Origin of the sequence: Pseudomonas sp. JV414 (genome assembly GCF_032424305.1) — a bacterium.
GTDB classification, from domain to species: domain Bacteria; phylum Pseudomonadota; class Gammaproteobacteria; order Pseudomonadales; family Pseudomonadaceae; genus Aquipseudomonas; species Aquipseudomonas lini.
Map to the genome: position 1 here is coordinate 449,554 of NZ_VYKC01000020.1, position 17,556 is coordinate 467,109.

The 17,556-nt window shown below is 56.9% G+C and carries 6 protein-coding genes and 1 pseudogene; 6 read left to right on the top strand and 1 reads right to left on the bottom strand.

All coding sequences use genetic code 11. From position 1 onward, the window contains the following. A complete protein-coding gene (locus tag F6R97_RS21765) occupies nt 1-279 on the bottom strand; it encodes a hypothetical protein (RefSeq protein ID WP_050681596.1) in 279 nt (92 codons plus the stop codon). A 381-nt stretch (nt 280-660) separates the two neighbouring features. On the opposite strand from F6R97_RS21765, the gene F6R97_RS21770 reads away from it, so the two are divergent. From F6R97_RS21770 to F6R97_RS21790, 6 genes and pseudogenes are all read left to right on the top strand, one after another. After that, nucleotides 661-12,234: a filamentous hemagglutinin N-terminal domain-containing protein gene (locus F6R97_RS21770; RefSeq protein ID WP_315867074.1), complete on the top strand. Its 11,574-nt coding sequence runs from the start codon at nt 661-663 to the stop codon at nt 12,232-12,234. After that, nucleotides 12,234-12,476, top strand: a complete 243-nt coding sequence (locus tag F6R97_RS21775) for a hypothetical protein (protein WP_048395720.1) — start codon at nt 12,234-12,236, stop codon at nt 12,474-12,476. The genes F6R97_RS21770 and F6R97_RS21775 overlap by 1 nt, the downstream gene beginning before the upstream one ends. Before the next feature lie 80 nt (nt 12,477-12,556). After that, nucleotides 12,557-12,670 (top strand): glycohydrolase toxin TNT-related protein, encoded by a 114-nt coding sequence (locus tag F6R97_RS29670; protein WP_390176089.1) that lies wholly within the window; start codon nt 12,557-12,559, stop codon nt 12,668-12,670. Nucleotides 12,671-12,745: 75 nt separating this feature from the next. Next, nucleotides 12,746-15,202: pseudogene (locus F6R97_RS21780) on the top strand (DUF637 domain-containing protein); the annotation flags it as partial. 1 nt (nt 15,203) lies between these two features. Further along, nucleotides 15,204-15,746, top strand: a complete 543-nt coding sequence (locus tag F6R97_RS21785; RefSeq protein ID WP_048395721.1) for a hypothetical protein — start codon at nt 15,204-15,206, stop codon at nt 15,744-15,746. 490 nt (nt 15,747-16,236) lie between these two features. Beyond that, a complete protein-coding gene (locus F6R97_RS21790) occupies nt 16,237-17,412 on the top strand; it encodes a tetratricopeptide repeat protein (protein ID WP_038982018.1) in 1,176 nt (391 codons plus the stop codon). Nucleotides 17,413-17,556 lie beyond the last annotated feature (144 nt).

Genomic DNA, 17,556 nt, shown 5'->3' on the forward strand with positions numbered 1-17,556 from the left:
TCAGCTCTCGGCTTTCTTCTCCGCCGACTGCAACTCCTTGAGACGCTGATCGATCAACTGGCACTTGTCCGGCAAATCCTTGCTGGCCGTCTCCAGGTCCATCTTCTGCAACTCATCATTGATCTCCTTGGCCTTGGCCGGGTTCTGCTCAGTGATCTTGGCGACCTCCTTGGCCAATTGTTCGCGCTTGGCGGTGGCTACATCGGGAGGGCAGGCCCAAACGGGGAGGGCACAGGCGAGGCTGGCAGCGAGAGTCAGTTTCAGCAGAGTGGTTTTCATGAGCGGGGCCTCATTTCTCAATGTCACGGCGTTATTGAGTGGAGGGTTTTTCCACCCGGAAAGTTCAGCCAGTGGACCCAAACCCGCGCGCTAGAGCCTCCGCCAAAAACACCTCGAACAGCTTATTGACGTCAGAATTATGGCAACTTAACATCGCGCCATCACATTGATATCACTTTGCCGTTTCGAGGGACCGAACAGACCATCCGCACGCTGATGCAATGGTCGTTTACGCCACGCCTGGGACCTTCTGACCCAAGCGCGCATTTATCCCCTTATGACGTATTCGCTCTGCAAACGCCCCCAGCGTCTGCCGTGTCGGGACGGCTGTGTCTGTGAATTGCTCACCCACCCTTATCGTTCGCAACGAGACCTTTTGACATGGACGTTCGCCACTACGCCTTCCTCGCTGGCCAGCCCTCTGCTGCGGTCAAAAACCGTGAGCACTTCTGGGGCATGCCCAAGCGCGGGTTGGCGTTCCTGTTGGCCAACGTCATGTTCTGGCAACCGATGTGGGCGCAGGCCGACGGCATTGTGGTGGCCTCGCCGGGCACCAGCCTCGGGCAGGCGGGCAACGGTGTGCCGATTGTCCAGATCGCTACGCCCAACGGCAGCGGCCTGTCGCATAACCAGTTTCACGATTACAACGTCGGCACCCAGGGCGTGATCCTCAACAACGTCGCCAACCAGACCGGCGCGACGCAATTGGGCGGGATCATTATCGGCAACCCGAACCTGACCAACGGAGTCGCGGCACAAACCATCCTCAACGAAGTGGTCGGTGGCAGCCCCAGCCAGTTGCGCGGTTACACCGAAGTAGCGGGGCAGTCGGCCCGCGTGATTGTCGCCAACCCCTATGGCATCAGCTGCAACGGCTGTGGCTTCATCAATACCCCGCGCGTGACCTTGACCACCGGCAAACCGGTGCTGGACAACGGTCGGCTGGATCGCTTCCAGGTCGATCAGGGCAGTGTCGCCATCGATGGCGCCGGACTGAACGCCAGCAACGTCGACCGCTTCGAAATCATCACCCGCAGCGCGAAGATCAACGCCGAGATTCAGGCCAGGAACCTGACCATCGTTGCCGGTCGCAACGACGTCAACGCCGACAGCCTCAACGCCACCGCCCGTGCCAATGACGGCAGCGCCAAACCGCAATTGGCCATCGACTCTTCGGCCCTCGGTGGCATGTACGCCGGGGCGATCAAACTGGTCGGTACCGAGGCCGGGGTCGGGGTGAAACTCGACGGCAAACTGATCGCCAGTGGCGGGGATATCCAGCTGGATGCCAATGGGCATCTCAGCCTCGCGCAGACTTCTGCCACAGGGGCAGTGAACGTCAAAGCCGCCAGTCTCGACGCTCAGGGACCGGTCTACGCCGGCACCGCCGTCAACATTCAAACCCAAGGCAACCTGACCAACCAGCAAACCCTCGCTGCCCGAGACAGCATCACCCTGAGTGCCGGCGGTCAGCTGACCAACAATGGCGTCATCGAAGCAGGGGTCAACGTCGACACCAGCCGCAACGCCACGGGCGATGTGAGCCTCAGCGCGCAGAACCTCAACAACACCGGCAAGAGCGTGGTGGCCAGTCGTAATCTGACGGTCAACACCAGTCAGACCCTGAACAACCAGGGCGGCACGTTGAGAGCCGCGCAAACCGCCAACATCACCGCCGGGACTCTGGACAACCAGAACAATGGCCGGGTGTTGAGCAGCGGCACGCTGAACGTAACGGCCAATCAGGTCCTCAACACCAAGGGGGTGATCAACAGCACGGGCAATTTGACGGGCACGATCGGTCAGCTGAACAACAGTAACGGTGAAGTTTCCAGTGCCAGCATCACCCGACTCAACGCGATCACACTGAACAACCGCAGTGGTCAGGTCCTGGGCGACCTGGGTTTGAATATCGACCTCAGCGGCGCCCTGGATAACCGCGACGGTGTATTGGGTTCGGGCTGGAGCGTGGATCTCAAAGCCGCCAGCCTCGACAACCGCGACGCCGGGGTGGTGGTCAGCGACGGCAGCCTCACCGCGCGCATCAGCGATTTGCTGGATAACCAGAACGCGGGTGAAATCAGCGCCAAGGGCACCATCGATGTACGCACGGGCAAACTCGACAACCGCGGTGGCACAGTCAGCGGTAAAGACACGCTGACTTTGATCAGCGATTCTGCTGATAACCGCGGTGGGGTGATCCAGGCCGACAAACAGCTGAAATTGCAAGTTGGCCAACTGGATAACCGTGACAAAGGCTTGATCAGTGGCAAGGCCGGTATCGCCTATGACGGTACTCGCCTGGACAACAGTGGCGGCTTGCTCAGTGCTGTCGGCCCGGTCACCCTCGACGCCGATGAAGTGCAAAACGCGGCCGGGCGGATCTCCAGCCAAGGTGACCTCACCGCCACCATTGGCCTGCTGCAACAACAAGGCGGGGCATTGGTCGCCCAAGGCAACCTGAGCCTGACCGGCACAACCCTCGATAACAGCAATGGCGGCCTGATCGGCACCACTAAAGCGCTGACGCTAAAAGTCGACGACATCGACAACCGCGCAGGCGAGCTCTCCAGCAGCCTATTGCTGAAGGTCGAAGGTCAACGCCTGGACAACAGCGACGGAGGGAAAATTTTCGCCGCTACCGATCTGCAAATGATCGTTGCCAAACTGATCAACCAGAATAAAGGCCTGATCGTCGCCAAGGGCGCAACGACGCTGACCGGCACCACGCTGGACAATACCGGCGGCACCTTCGACAGCCTCAAAAGTCTGGTGATCACCCTCGACGATGCCTTGCTCAATGGCCAAGGGCTGATCAGCAGCGAAGGGACTTTGACCGTCAACGCGGCCAGCCTCGATAACAGCTCTGGCAGCTTGGGCAGTGCCGGTGCGTTGTCCGTCACCAGTCGTGGCGCCTTGCTCAATCTGGGTGGTTCGATCAGCACCGACAACACCTTGACCCTAGACAGCGCCAGCCTGGATAACAGCCAGAAAGGCCTGATATCCGGTAAAGACGCCACCCACGTCATCACCGGCAACGTTGATAACAGTCAGGGCGGTCGCCTCATCAGCGGCGCCACCCTGGAGCTCACCGCCAAGCAGGTCAATAACGCCACCGGACGCATTGCCAGCCAGCAAGCGTTGACCGCCTCGGTTACCGGGCTCGACCAGCAGGGCGGTGAACTGTTCAGTCAAGCCAGCGTGAGCCTGGACCTGAACAACGGTCAACTGAACAACCAAGGTGGTCTGATCAACGCGCCGTTGCTGATGTTGAAAAACCTCAAGGACGTCAACAACCAGAACGGTGAAATCTCCAGCGCTCAAGCCTTCACACTGACTGCTCAGAACCTCGACAACAGTAACGGCAAGTTGCTGAGCAATCAGGGTCTGACCCTGCGCATCGCACAAGCCCTGAACAACCTCAAAGGCGTGATTTCCGCCGCGTCCCTCGATAGCCACAGCGACAGCCTCAACAACAGTGAAGGCTTGATCAGCAGCCGTGGCCGGCTGGAACTCACCACCGACAACACGCTGGATAACCAAAAAGGCGCGGTCATCGCTGACGGTGAACTGTTGCTCACCGCCGACACCCTGGACAACTTTGGCGGCGACGTTGCCGGCAAGGCCGACGCCACCGTTCAGGCCAAAACCCTGAATAACCAGAAAGGCAAATTGATCGCCACCGGTGTGCTCAAGCTGACCGCCGATACCCTCGACAACCGCGAAAAAGGTCTGCTGGGTTCCACCAAAGCCATGACCCTGACGGTCGATGACCTCGATAACCGTGGCGGTGAAGTGAGCACCAACGCCGATTTGTCGGTCACCGGTACAAAACTCGACAACAGCGATGGCGGTCAGGTTTTTACCGGTCAGGCGCTGACCCTTACCGTGGACCAATTGCTCAACCGCAACAAAGGCCTGCTTAGCGCCACCACCGCGCTGAACCTGCAAGGGCGTTTGCTGGATAACAGCGGCGGCAATCTGCTCAGCGTGCAGAACATGCACTTGAACCTGACCGGCGCGTTCGACAACAGCCTGGGCCAGGTCAGCAGCGAAGGTGCGCTGACCGTCAAAACCACGCAACTGACCAACACCCAGGGCAGTCTTTCCAGCGCAGCCGATCTGAAGCTCACCAGCGACGGCAGCGTCAGCAACCAAGGCGGTACTGTGGTCACCGATGGCGCGCTCACGCTCATCAGCGCCAGCCTCGACAACCACGAGCAAGGCAACATCAGCGGCAAAGGCGCGGTGACGGTCACCACCGGCGCGTTCGATAACAGCCAGGGTGGCCGACTCAACAGCGCCAGTACCCTGAACCTCGTCGCGGGCCAGGTCACCAATCAGAACGACGGCCGTATCGGCAGCCAGGGCGCCTTGACCGCTTCGGTCACCAGGCTGGATCAGCAGGGCGGCAAGTTGTTCAGCAACACCAGCCTCAGCCTGGATCTGAACAACGGCCAACTGAATAACCAGAACGGCCTGATCAATGCCCCCGGTACCTTGCTGCTCAAACAACTCAAGGGCGTCAACAATCAGGGGGGTGAAATCTCCAGCGCCGAAGCCTTCACGCTGACCGCGCAAAGCCTGGACAACGGTAACGGCAAATTGCTGAGCAATCAGGGCCTGACCCTGCGCATCGCCAACGCGCTGGACAACGTCAAAGGCCTGATCGGCGCTGCGTCCCTCGACGTGCGTGCCGCCAGCCTGAACAACAGCGGCGGCAGCCTGACCAGCCGCGGCGACCTCGAGCTGACTGTCGACGGGTTGTTGCGCAACGATGCCAAGGGCCTGATCAACGCGGCCAAGCTACTTAAAATCGGTAGCGCCGAATTCAATAACCAGAGCGGCACGGTGCTTGGCGCCAGCGCCGTCATCCTCAATGCCATGGCGCTGAACAACCGCGATAACGGGTTGATCAACAGCCAGGGCAAACTGACCCTGACCGCCACTAGCCTGGACTCCAGCAACGATGGCGAAGTCTCGGCCAAGGGCGATATCGACCTGACCCTGACGTCCCTGACCCAAGACGGCGGTCGCCTGCTTGGCGAAAAAGCCGTCACCGTGGAGCTGGCCAACGGCGATTTCGACAATCGCAACGGCGTGCTCACGGCCAAGGGGCCACTGACCCTCAAGCGCCTGCGCGATCTCAACAACCAGAACGGGGAAATCTCCAGCAACCTCGGTTTCGATGTGATTGCCCGCGCCGTGGATAACAGCGCTGGCAAGCTGATCAGCAGTCAGCTACTGACGGTCAACGGCACCAGCCTGATCAACCAGAAGGGACTGATCTCCGGTTGGCAGGGCCTGACCGTCAATGGTGACAGCCTCGATAACCGCGACAACGGCACACTCTCGAGTCGCAACGGTGATGTTGCCGTGGACCTCAAGGGCGCCTTGCTCAACAGCAATGCCGGGGCATTGGTCAGCCAGGGCAGCCTGAGCGTCAAATCAAAGAGTCTGGATAACAGTAACAAAGGCATCCTCAGCAGCGCGGCAGGACAGACCCTTACCTTGGGCGAGTCTCTCAACAACAACCAGGGTGGCTTGATCGACAGCGGCGCCACACTGGATATCACCGCCGGGGCATTGACCAACGCGGGCGGCACGATCGACGCGCAAGAGGCGATCAATGTCACGGGCACGGGCCTGGACAACACGGCCGGGAGCATCGCCGGTAATGGCGCAGTGACGCTGGATCTGCTCGGCAACGCATTGACCAATACCAGCGGCAAACTGGTCGGCGCCGGTCCGGTGCTGATCAAGGGCGTTACCGACCTCGCTAACCAGAACGGCCAACTCGCCAGCCAAAGCACGCTGACCCTTCTGACCGGTTCGTTGGACAACAGCAACAACGGCACCATCGCCGCCAAGGACGCTTTGCAGATCACCGCCAGCGGCGCGGTACGCAACAACACCAATGGTCTGATCTACAGCCAGAACGCCGGCCTGAACTTAAAAGCAGCCAGCCTGGCCAACGGCAAAGGCGCGATCCAGAGCCAGAACGGCTTGACCCTCGACGTCAGCGGCAACCTCGATAACCAGAGCGGCAAAGTCATTGCCCAAGACGGTGTCGTGAAGGTCGACGCCGCCAACATCGACAACCGTGGCGGCGTGCTGTCGAGCATCAAAGGCGCCCTTGAAGCGCGAACCGTCGGCGTACTGCGCAACGGCTACGACCTCAACAACAACCGCCAGGGCGGGATCATTCAAGGCCAGGGCCTGACGCTGTCGGCACTGGCCGGCCTGGACAACAACGGCGGGCGGATCTCGGCGCAAGCCACCGACGCGAGCATCACCACCGCCGCGTTCGACAACCGTAATGGCGTGCTCTACGCCAAGGGCCTCGCCGGCGTGACCGGCACCAGTCTGGACAACGGTAATGGGCAGATTGCCGGTAACCGCATCGACCTCAGCCTCAGCGGCGCCCTGAGCAACCGTGCCGGTATCGTTGAAAGCGACACCACGCTGACCGTCAAAGCGGCTAGCGTCGATAACCAGACTGGCCGGCTTCGCTCCCTGGGCAACACCGGCAAGACCAGCTTCCAGATTGGTGGTTTGCTGGATAACCGTAATGGCGTGCTCGAAACCGCCAACACCGACCTGACCCTGGCCGTTGGCAGCTTTCTGAATGCCGGTGGCCAACTCAATCACGTGGGGCGCGGCAAGTTTGATATCTCTACCGCCAATGTCATTGGCGCCGGGGGCAGCATCACCACCGGCGGCACGCTGGATTTGAATGCTGATACCTGGATCAACTCCAGCGTCATCCAGGCCGGGCGCTTGAACGTCAACGTCGGTAACTTCAGTCAGACCGCCAGTGGCAAGTTGCTGGCCTCGGAGTATTTTCAAGCTCGTGGTGGTAACTGGACCAATGATGGGTTGATTGCCAGCGATGGCGTCGTGGATATGCAGTTGGGCGGGATCTATGGCGGCAACGGACGGATGTCGAGTGTTGGCGGCATTTACCTGACGGCGGCGCAGCTAAACCTGACTGCTGCCTCAAGCATTGCCGGTGGTGGTGACTCCACGATCAAAATCGGCGGACAGCTGACCAACGCCGGGCGGTTGACTTCCAACGCCGGCCTGACCGTAGAAGCCGGCAGTCTTGTCAACTACGGAACGCTGGGTTCCGCTCAAAACCTCGACCTCAAAACCCCGTCGCTGCTCAATGATCGCGGGCTGATCTTCAGCGGTGCCGACATGACGTTGAGTGTGGGTAACTTCACCAACCAGAACGGCGACCTGTACGGTTTGCGCGATGTCGTCGTTAAAGGATACGGCGGAGCGGCCCAAGCCACCCAAGTCTCAAACATCTCCGGTTCCATGGAGAGCGGCGGCACATTCACACTCAACGCCGGCTCCTTCGCCAACCGTACTTCGGGCGACGACGGTACCCAGAACTTTGGCCTGTCGCGTACCCTGGTTTCCGGTTTCCTTGCGGTGCAATGCGGCGATTGCTTCGGCGACGACTACGAGGTCAATTACATTGCCCGAGAAGTCTTCGAGGGCGGGCAGGACAGCGACACCACGGCATCCGCCCTGTTGACCGCAGGCGGTGACTTCGTCTTCAACGGTGGCGACTTCCTCAATAGCAAAAGCACCGTCAGTGCGACCGGCAACATCACCATAAATGCCAACAACCTGAAAAACATTGGTGCCGTCAGTGGCAGTATCGAGCGCACGCGCACCTATCGGACCGGCCGGGTCACCGACGGAACGGTCAATCGCTTCATGCCGCAGGTGGTGGCATACAACCAGCGTAACAACCCGGATTTTCCGAACCTCTACTACATCGACGGTTCTGGAGGTTTTAGTTTAGGTACCGCTGCGTATGGCACCCGCCGGGAGGGTGGCCGGGAGGGTGGCACGATCGATATAGTCGTGGTCAAGGACACCGTGACGAATAAGGTGGTGACCAACACTCTCTCGGGTTATTCCGTCGGTTCTATCAGCCCTCAATCCCAATACGATCGCAACAACCTGGTGGAACTGCCGACCCGCTTGCAGAGCTACACCCTGGTCAGTGACATTGAAACGGCGCGCGATGGTGGCAGCGTCAACTCCGGGCGCAGCGCCGTTATCCAGGCCGGCGGCAATGTCTCGATTACCGCTGCTCAGGACCTGCAGAATAGTGTCATCCACCAAGACTACGGCTCCACCGGTGGCACCAATAAAGTCGCGGATACCAAGGCCAGCGGTACCGGCACCACGGTCATAAGGCTCAATAGTCAACTGCCCCCCGATCTTGCCCAGCAGCAAGTCAACCCGCTGACATTACCGGGCTTCAGTCTTCCCACCGGGGAGAACGGCCTGTTTCGTCTGAGTACTCAGGACACCAGTGATCTGGCGCCGGTTGCAGGCACAGTGCATCCGCCAGGTTGGACGGTGGGCGGTGAAAGTGTCAGCACGCAGGGACACGTGACCGCCGCTTCCAGTGGTGGTCCGCGCAGCTTGCTGGTGGATGCCCCGGCGGCCGTCTCCAGCAGTGACCGCTCCGTACTCCCTGCCAGGCGCACACCGACGGTGACTGCGGGCGTTGCCAGCACACTCGACGCTTCCGTGACGTCGGTCGGTCCTCGCACGGGTGGACGCGGCGACGACATCAAGACCTCGGTCGACAATCGTCCCGTGACTCGCGTCACCGGTCTGCCGGACGTGAAAGCGCCGGCCAACGGCCACAAATACCTGATCGAAACCAATCCGGTGCTCACCAACCTCAAGCAGTTCATGAGTTCGGATTACCTGCTGGGCAACCTCGGCTACGACCCTGACACCAGCGCCAAACGCCTGGGCGACGGCCTCTACGAACAGCGCCTGATCCAGCAAGCGGTCGTCGCTCGCACCGGCCAGCGCTACATCGACGGCCAGACCACCGACGAAGGCCTGTTCAAGTACTTGATGAACAACGCCATTGCCAGCAAGGACGCACTCAATCTGTCGATGGGTGTCAGCCTCACCTCGCAACAAGTCGCGGCCCTGACCCACGACATCGTCTGGCTCGAAGAGCACGAAGTGAACGGCGAGAAAGTGCTGGTGCCGGTGCTGTATCTGGCGCAGGCAGAAGGTCGCCTTGGCCCGACCGGTGCGCTGATTGCGGGCAACGACGTAACGCTGATCGCCGGTCGGAATCTGGATAACGTCGGGACGTTGCGTGCGACCAATAACCTGTCGGCGACGGCGGGTAAGGACTTGGTAAACAGCGGGCTGATTCAGGCGGGTAATCGTCTGGATGTGCTGGCGGGTAATGACGTCATCAACAAGTCGGGTGGCATTCTTGCTGGTCGCGATGTGAGTGTGACGGCGACCAGAGGTGATGTGCTCAACGAGCGGACCATCACGTCGTCAGACCGCAGCACCCGTTTTGGCACCCAGCATCACGACTACGCCAATAACGCAGCGCGTATTGAGGCCGCCAACGATCTTGGTGTATGGGCAGGTAAGGACATCAATATTGCCGGAGGTGTACTGCAAAGCGGTCGTGACATGAATCTGAATGCAGGTCGGGACGTCAACGTTTCATCTGTGCAAGTCACCAATAGTTTGGTCCAGGACAGCAAACATAATCGCAGCGACATCACTCAGTTAGGTGCAAGCCTGAGTGCCGGGCGCGATCTGTCGGCCCAAGCAGGACGTGATATCACCGCTATTGCTAGCCAGATTGAAGCCAAGCGCGATATCGCCATGTCTGCGACCGAAAATCTGATCATCAGCTCTGCGGCGGATGAAGAACATTCTTTGTCCAAAAGCAAAAAACTCACGGTACAGGAAGATCATGTCAGCCAAGTCATGACTGACATCACGGCAGGTGGCAGTGTGTCGTTGAATGCAGGCAAGGATTTGGCACTGATCTCCAGTCGTATTAGCGCGGGCGATGAAGCCTACTTGGTGGCCGGGAACAATATTGACTTATTGGCGGCTCAAGACACGGACTATTCGTTATACGACAAAAAGAAAAAGGGGAGCTGGGGCAAAAAACAAACAAAGCGTGATGAAGTCACCAAAGTCACAAACATCGGCAGCCAGATAACGACCAATAGTGACTTGACGCTGATTAGTGGCGGCGACCAGCGTTATCAAGCAGCGAAGCTTAATAGTGGCAATGATCTGATCCTACAAAGTGGCGGCTCCATTACCTTTGAAGCGGTTAAGGATCTTAGTCAGGAGAGTCACGAAAAGAGCAATACGAGCCTGGCCTGGAACTCGATGAAGGGTAAAGGCCATACAGATGAAACCTTGCGACAGACCCAGTTGGTTGCCCAAGGTGACCTGATTATAAAAGCGGTTGACGGCCTGCATGTGGACGTCAAGCAAATCAATCAGCAAACCGTAAGCCAGACCATTGATGCAATGGTCAAGGCAGATCCGCAGCTGGCCTGGCTCAAAGAGGCCGAGAAGCGCGGAGATGTAGATTGGCGGCAAGTGAAGGAAGTCCATGAGTCCTTCAAATACAGCAATTCCAGTCTTGGCCAAGGGGCGATGCTGGCAATTGTCATCATTGTGACGGTACTGACGGCAGGGGCAGCGTCGGGTGTCGCCGGTGCTGCGGCAAGTTCGGCAAGCAGTGCTGCAGCGGCTGCTGGCGCATCGGCAAGCACAGCCTCTGCGTTGGGAACCGTTGCGGGGTACGCCGCTTCTGCGGGATTCCAGGCTGCCGTCAGTCAAGCAGCCATCAGTACGGTCAACAACAAAGGCAACTTGTTCGCTGTGACCCAGGAGATGTTGTCCGCTGAATCGTTGAAGGCAATAGCACAGGCGACACTCACAGGAGCACTTGCGGGGAACAGTATCCCAATCCGAATGGTAGTAACGGCGGGATTGAAAGGGGGCAGTTTCAAAGACAACTTGGTCGAGGGCGGGATTGAGTTAGCGGCGAACTATCTGACTGCGTCGCTCTATCAATCTATCGGCGACAAGCTGATTTTTGAGGGGCTCCCCACGAAAATTGCCGTCCATGCCCTGGTGGGAGGATTGATTGCCGAGGCGGCAGGTGGCGACTTCCGAACAGCCGCTCTGGCAGCAGGCGCTAACGAAGCTTTTGTGAGCGCGGTAGGGGAAAAAGTCTTTCCGGGGCCGGTACACGAACAAGTCTTGGCGATGACTTCGCAGTTGCTCGGCATGACTATCGCCGCGGCGGCTGGAGGAAGCGAGAAAGATCAAGAGGTTGCCGGCTGGGTAACGGGTCAAGCTACAGCCAATAACTATTTAGGGCACGTCGAAGTCGAGAAACTCGAAGGCGAGCTGATTGGCTGCCGCTACAACCCTGATCCAGCTGCCTGCCGAGCAAATGTAAAAAGCAAATACCAAGTAATTAGTGACAGCAAAACCGGCGTATCGCTCTACGATTGCAAAAAAAGCGGGGAAACGGCGTGTGCAGATCAACTTGCGGATGCTCAATCCGGCTCTGCGTCCTTGGACTGGCTGCTTGGAACTTCCAAATTAAGCTCTGAAGAACGGGATATTATTGAGCACTTCCAAGACATCAATCACGCCGACGACCGTGTGGCCTATGACCCCTGGAAACAAACATTCTGGCAGGAGTCCGGTGCCGCAGGTGGTGTGCTGGGTGGCATCTCGGGAGGCATAGGTGCAGCAGACAAAGCCGCTGCAGCCTATGCTTATGCTGAAGGGAAGCTTTCGGTTGACCTGATAGATGCCACGATGCAGCCATTCAAGGCGGGTCAGGTTATTTCCAACGCCGGTCGGGCGGTCACAAAGCATCCGGAGTATTTTGGCTTTGAGGATACGGCAGCACTGCGTAAGGTTTACAGGAGTGATGCTCAATTGAATGAGCTTGCAGAAAATTCGATTAGAGATGTTCTACGAGGCGGGGTCAAAACCACTGGTGTGAGTGGGAGGTATCCAGCTGGATGGGTGACCTACACATTGCCGAACGGCAGGGCGGCGAGTTGGGGGCTGGATGGGAAATTTATCGGCTTCCGTGGAGTCAAGAACTGATGAAACAGCTCGAATTTGAAAAAGTAGGGGATATAAATAGTTTTTTTCCTTACTTGTGTGTTTGTTTTAAAGGCGAAAATGAGCCTTTTATGGATGTCGGGATTTCTGAGAAAGGGGTCATTGAATTTACCTTTTATCCGAGCAAAAAAAATGTGGTGTTAAGCATTTCTCAATGGGAAGAGCTATCTGCCCGCGCCCAAGTTTTTCTAATAGCTGAATTAAGGAATAAAGAATTCGAATAGAGGAAGAGAAAGGGGGCGGATTTATTTGTCTGGTTTGTCCAGAAAATAAATCTGTCCCCTTATTACAGTCCCTTATTACAATTCCCTTATTACACCCAGAGGTAAACTCTGTAAGCGCAGCTCCTTGGTTTGGAAAGCCTGGAATGGGGACTCAGTACCAATTGCCTATGAGCATTGATGAGTTGGTAGGGTAAACGGGGACAGACCACGTTTTTCTGAAGTCGGGCCGTGCTCTTTCGATTTAAAAGTGGTCTGTCCCCGATTTTCCCAAGCGCGACATCGCGATGGCTGCGACCGAGAACATGATCATCAGCTCTGCCGCGGATGAGGAACACTCCCTGTCCAAGAGCAAAAAGCTCACAAGGCAGGAAGATCACGTCAGCCAGGTCATGTCGGGTATCACGGCCGGCGGCGATGTGGCATTGAGTGCCGGTGATAATCTCGCCGTGGTCTCCAGCGGCATTACCGCGGGCGACGAGGCGTATCTGGTAGCGGGTGACAACCTCGACATTCTCGCCGCGCAAGACAGCGACTACTCGCTATACGACAAGAAGAAAAAAGGCTCCTTCGGCTCGAAGAAAACCAAGCGCGATGAAGTCACCGATGTGAAGAACATCGGCAGCGAAATCACCTCCGGCGGCAATATGGTGCTCGCCAGTGGCGGCGATCAACATTACCAGGTTGCCAAGCTCGATAGCGGTAATGACCTGACCATTAGCAGTGGAGGCGCGATCACGTTTGAGGGCGTGAAGGACCTGCATCAGGAGAGTCACGAGAAAAGTAATTCCAGCATGGCCTGGAACTCAATGTCGGGCAAAGGCAATACCGACGAGACCCTGCGGCAAAGTCAATTGGTGGCTCAGGGCGATCTGGTCATCAAAGCCGTGGATGGTCTGAACATCGATATTAAACAGATCAACCAGAAATCGGTCAGCCAGACCATCGATGCAATGGTGCAGGCAGATCCGCAACTTGCGTGGCTCAAGGAAGCGGAGAAGCGCGGTGATGTGGACTGGCGTCTGATCAAGGAAACCCACGAGTCGTTCAAATACAGCAGTTCGAGCCTCGGTCAGGGCGCGATGTTGGCGATCATTATTATTGTCACTGTGTTGACAGCCGGGGCGGCAAGCGCTGCGGTGGCTTCTGCCAGTACCGCGATGGGAGCCACTGCCGGTGGAACCATGGCAGCCGCTTCTGCAGCCACCGCAGCAACAGCCACTGCTGCTGCCACTTCGGCTACTGCCGCTGGACTGGGTAATGTGATTGCGACGGGCGTTTTGACCTCCATGGCAAGCACCGCGGCCGTCAGCACGATCAACAACAAAGGCAATATAGGAGCAACCTTCAAAGACGTCTTCTCTTCTGAAAACCTCAAAGGTTATGTGCTTGCAGGTGCCACCGCAGGCATTGCAGCACAATTCGGCTTTAACCCTACGAAGTTGACGTTCGACTCGGCGGGTATCAAGGCCGTAGCCATTAAGATTGCAGCCGACACGGTTGCCAAGACGGCAATTATGGGCGGTAGCCTGACGGATAATCTGGTCGACGCGACGCTGGGGGCCGGGATCAGTATTGCCGGAGCAATCGGGGCCAATAAAATTGGCGATGTAACCCTGTTTGAAAACGGCAAGTTGACGAAACTCGCGATGCACGCTGCTCTCGGCGGCCTGATGGCTGAGGCCATGGGGGGCGACTTCCGTACGGGGGCTCTGGCTGCGGGGGCAAATGAAGCGGTTGTGGACTTCTTGGCTGACAAGTTGTTACCGGTCGGGGTCGACAAAAATAGCCTTGAGTACCAACAAGGGGTTAGTAAGCTGCTGGCGGCGTCTCAACTGGTCGGCGTGTTGACGGCGGCCGTTACGGGAGGCGATGCGTCTGCCGCCGCTGCAGTGACGGCAAACGCAACGCAGTACAACAACCTCGACCACCCTTCTGCTGAACGGCTACTCAAAGAGCTTCAGGGCTGTCGGGCTACTGAGGGCTGTAGTGCGCAGAACATTCGCGAGATTGTTGCGCAATACGAAGACTTGTCCACCAAGCGTTCGATGGCTATCAATGCCTGTGACAGCAGGGCTTGTGTAGAGTCGATCCAGAAAAGTGCTGTTTTACTGGAAGCACCGGTGGCCAAGGATCTGATGGACTTCCTGCGGCGTAATATTTCCTACGATATGGCCGGGCTCCTTACTGGGAATCCAGGGGCAATTGCCGTTCCATCGCAGGGTGTTGATGGTTGGGGAGCGCTGTTTACTTCGGATAAGCAAATGGCTTTTGCGAAGAATCTCAAGGAAGGCTGGCTGACGCCTGCCGAGTTGGCCGGTGTCGATCAATGGGTCAAGGAGACCAGTTGGATGGACCAAGCCGCTGGACAGCCGCTTTCTCTGAACGAGCGAGCAACGCTGATGACTGAACTCCAGACGGCAGTAGGTATCTTGCTCATTGGTAAGAGCTCACCACCTTCGACATCTATCGAATTCGGGAAAAAACTCACACGGAATAGCTCAGGCCAAATTGAAGCTCAAACGACGCCTGCGGAAGCAATTAAAATGCTTGAATTCAATGGTTACACCAAGTCGTTTTCGAAGGATGGTACGGTATCAATTCTGGTGAAGGGGGATAGGACCTACAGGTTTTATCCAAAGTCAACATCAACGAACGAACCGACGGCATCGCTAGATATTGCCGGAATTAAAAAAACGATAGTCAAAATCAGGCTGAAAGGAGAGTGATATGACGGTGCATAAGCTTGAGTCAGAAGACTCTCGTCGTATAACGCAAGACTTATCAAACGTTGTTAATTTTGCGACAGACCTACCGGCCATGATTTTTCGTACAAGCGATTTTGAGTTTTGTTTTTTTGAAAGACCGTTAGTCAGTTTTTCAGATGTTTTGATTGAGCTGATTTCTGCGAGTTATGAAGACTTTTCATCAACTGTGTTTATAAGGTTTGGTGGAAGCTCGGAAAATACATGTTTTTTGTTGGACGGTGTTGATGTTGAGGGGGATGTGGAGTTCATAAATAAAGGATTTCGTGATTTTTTTGCAGGTGAGGTTGATTACCCAATGGTCATTGGGGATCTAGCATTTGACTGGCTAGCATTTGAGAGCGCACACGAAGAGTTTGGTGTGTTAGCAGTGAAATCCAGTCTTAATGTTTCATCGTTTTCCAAGGTGCTTAAGAAAAGCTTTATAAGCTCAAGAGATTTTCAGAAGCTTGCGGGTCAACATGCGGTGATGGATAAGATAGTTAAAGCATTTCACGGGTATTTTTGAAGTGTAACAGGCGACCCAGAGGCCGCCCATTTCCATTCACTCGAGAAAAGGGGACGGATTTATTTGTCTGGATTATCTAGGAAATAAATTTGCTGAAGTCTATCGCGAGCTTTTTAGAAGCGAGTTGGAGATAGGATTGGTTGACCAGATTCGGGCTGCCACCAATGGTAACTATGTACTTGGTAGTTCGCGATTTACTGCCGAAATCGAAGCTATGATTGGGCGACGGGCTCGGCGGGGCTGCCCGGGCAGACCGAAAAAGAATTCTATTTCTTAGATAGGAAACGTGGTTTTCCCCCATTTTTACTAGGGTTTTTACTTATTGTTAAGCCTTGTTCCTACGCACTTCCCTGGTTTTTTCAGCGATTCCCTTAGTGAACGAATTTCCTATGCGATTGTCGGGCGCCGGACGCAAAAACTGTGTATGGTTCGCGCCAAAATCTGTAGGACATTTCGCTATGTCCGTTACTTTCACTTAAAGGAATTAAGTATGCGGTTTTTTCGCGTGGCTTCGGTGTTGTCGTTGTGGGCGGCGGCGTTTTCGGTACAGGCCGAGCAACTGCCGATCGAAGTGCTGAGTGCGGTGGTCAAGGACCAGAAGATCGCCGACGCCGAGCTGCTGTTGCAGCGCAACGGTGCACAAAACGTGGTGGGTCGCACCAACGCTCAGGGCCAGGTTAGTCTGACCACTGAGTTTGCCGATGATGCCGGCAACCTGCTGATCATCAAGAAGCCCGGCTACTCCAATCTGGTGGTCAAGTGCCCGTGCAAGGGCATGACCTATGCCATCAGCCCGGTAATGCAGAACCTCGACGGTCTGCGCGTGGTGCTGACCTGGGGTGCGACGCCGTCGGACCTCGACTCCCACATGATCTTCCCCGGTAACAACATCTATTTCGAAAATCAGCACGGTGACGATGCCAATCTGGATGTCGACGACACCACCAGTTATGGCCCGGAAACCATCACCCTGGAGAAGAAACACTTCGGCGAAAGTTACGTCTACGCCGTGCATGATTTCAGCAACGGCAGCGAGTCGGGTTCGCGCGATCTCTCTAACAGCCAGGCCAAGGTGTTCGTGTACATGGGCCAGTCGCTGGTGCGCACTTACTACGTGCCGCAGAACCGCAGCGGCAACCTGTGGACCGTGTTCCGCATGACCGGCAACGGCGACTTCCAGGACATCAACAGCATTACGGGTGCCAGGGTCAATGCGGCAAACGTGTTGAACGAAGTGTCGCCGTTGCTGGATGACAGCGTTGCCCTGACGGCGGTGGCGGTCAGCGCTTCGGCACAGGCCGATGCGAAAGGCCTGAACACCAAAGGCGAAGCGGCCTACAAAACCGGTAACCTGCCGCTGGCAATCGACTTCTTCCGTCAGGCGATTGATCTGAATAACAGCTACGGTCAGGCCTACGGCAACCTGGGTCTGGCGTATCAGAAGGCCGGTAACACCGCCGAGTCGATCTGGGCCAACCGCAAGGCCATTGCCTTGGCCAGCGGCAATTCGGCCGCCACCGTGCGTGCCGGTTCCTACTACAACATTGCCCGTATCTATGAAGCGGCCGGTCAGTTTCCCGATGCCCTGCGTCATTACCAGTTAGCCAAGACGCAGAAGGCCAACCCGGTGTATGACACGGCCATCGAGCGCGTACAAAACCGTTGATCGCCTAGTGTTGATCTGACCCCCACAACGCGCCGCACTCCGGCGCGTTGTGCATTCATGGGTAGGTGAATCCAGGCCGGGCTCCATCTCCCTGTATCAACCCGGGCGGTAAACGGGGACACGTTTTTCTGAAGTCGGACTGTG

Bases quoted from the DNA above. Each gene is read 5' to 3' on its own strand.
- F6R97_RS21790 (WP_038982018.1), top strand. From the start codon at position 16,237: ATGCGGTTTTTTCGCGTGGCTTCGGTGTTGTCGTTGTGGGCGGCGGCG.
- F6R97_RS21785 (WP_048395721.1), top strand. From the start codon at position 15,204: ATGACGGTGCATAAGCTTGAGTCAGAAGACTCTCGTCGTATAACGCAA.
- F6R97_RS21775 (WP_048395720.1), top strand. From the start codon at position 12,234: ATGAAACAGCTCGAATTTGAAAAAGTAGGGGATATAAATAGTTTTTTT.
- F6R97_RS21765 (WP_050681596.1), bottom strand. From the start codon at position 279: ATGAAAACCACTCTGCTGAAACTGACTCTCGCTGCCAGCCTCGCCTGT.
- F6R97_RS21770 (WP_315867074.1), top strand. From the start codon at position 661: ATGGACGTTCGCCACTACGCCTTCCTCGCTGGCCAGCCCTCTGCTGCG.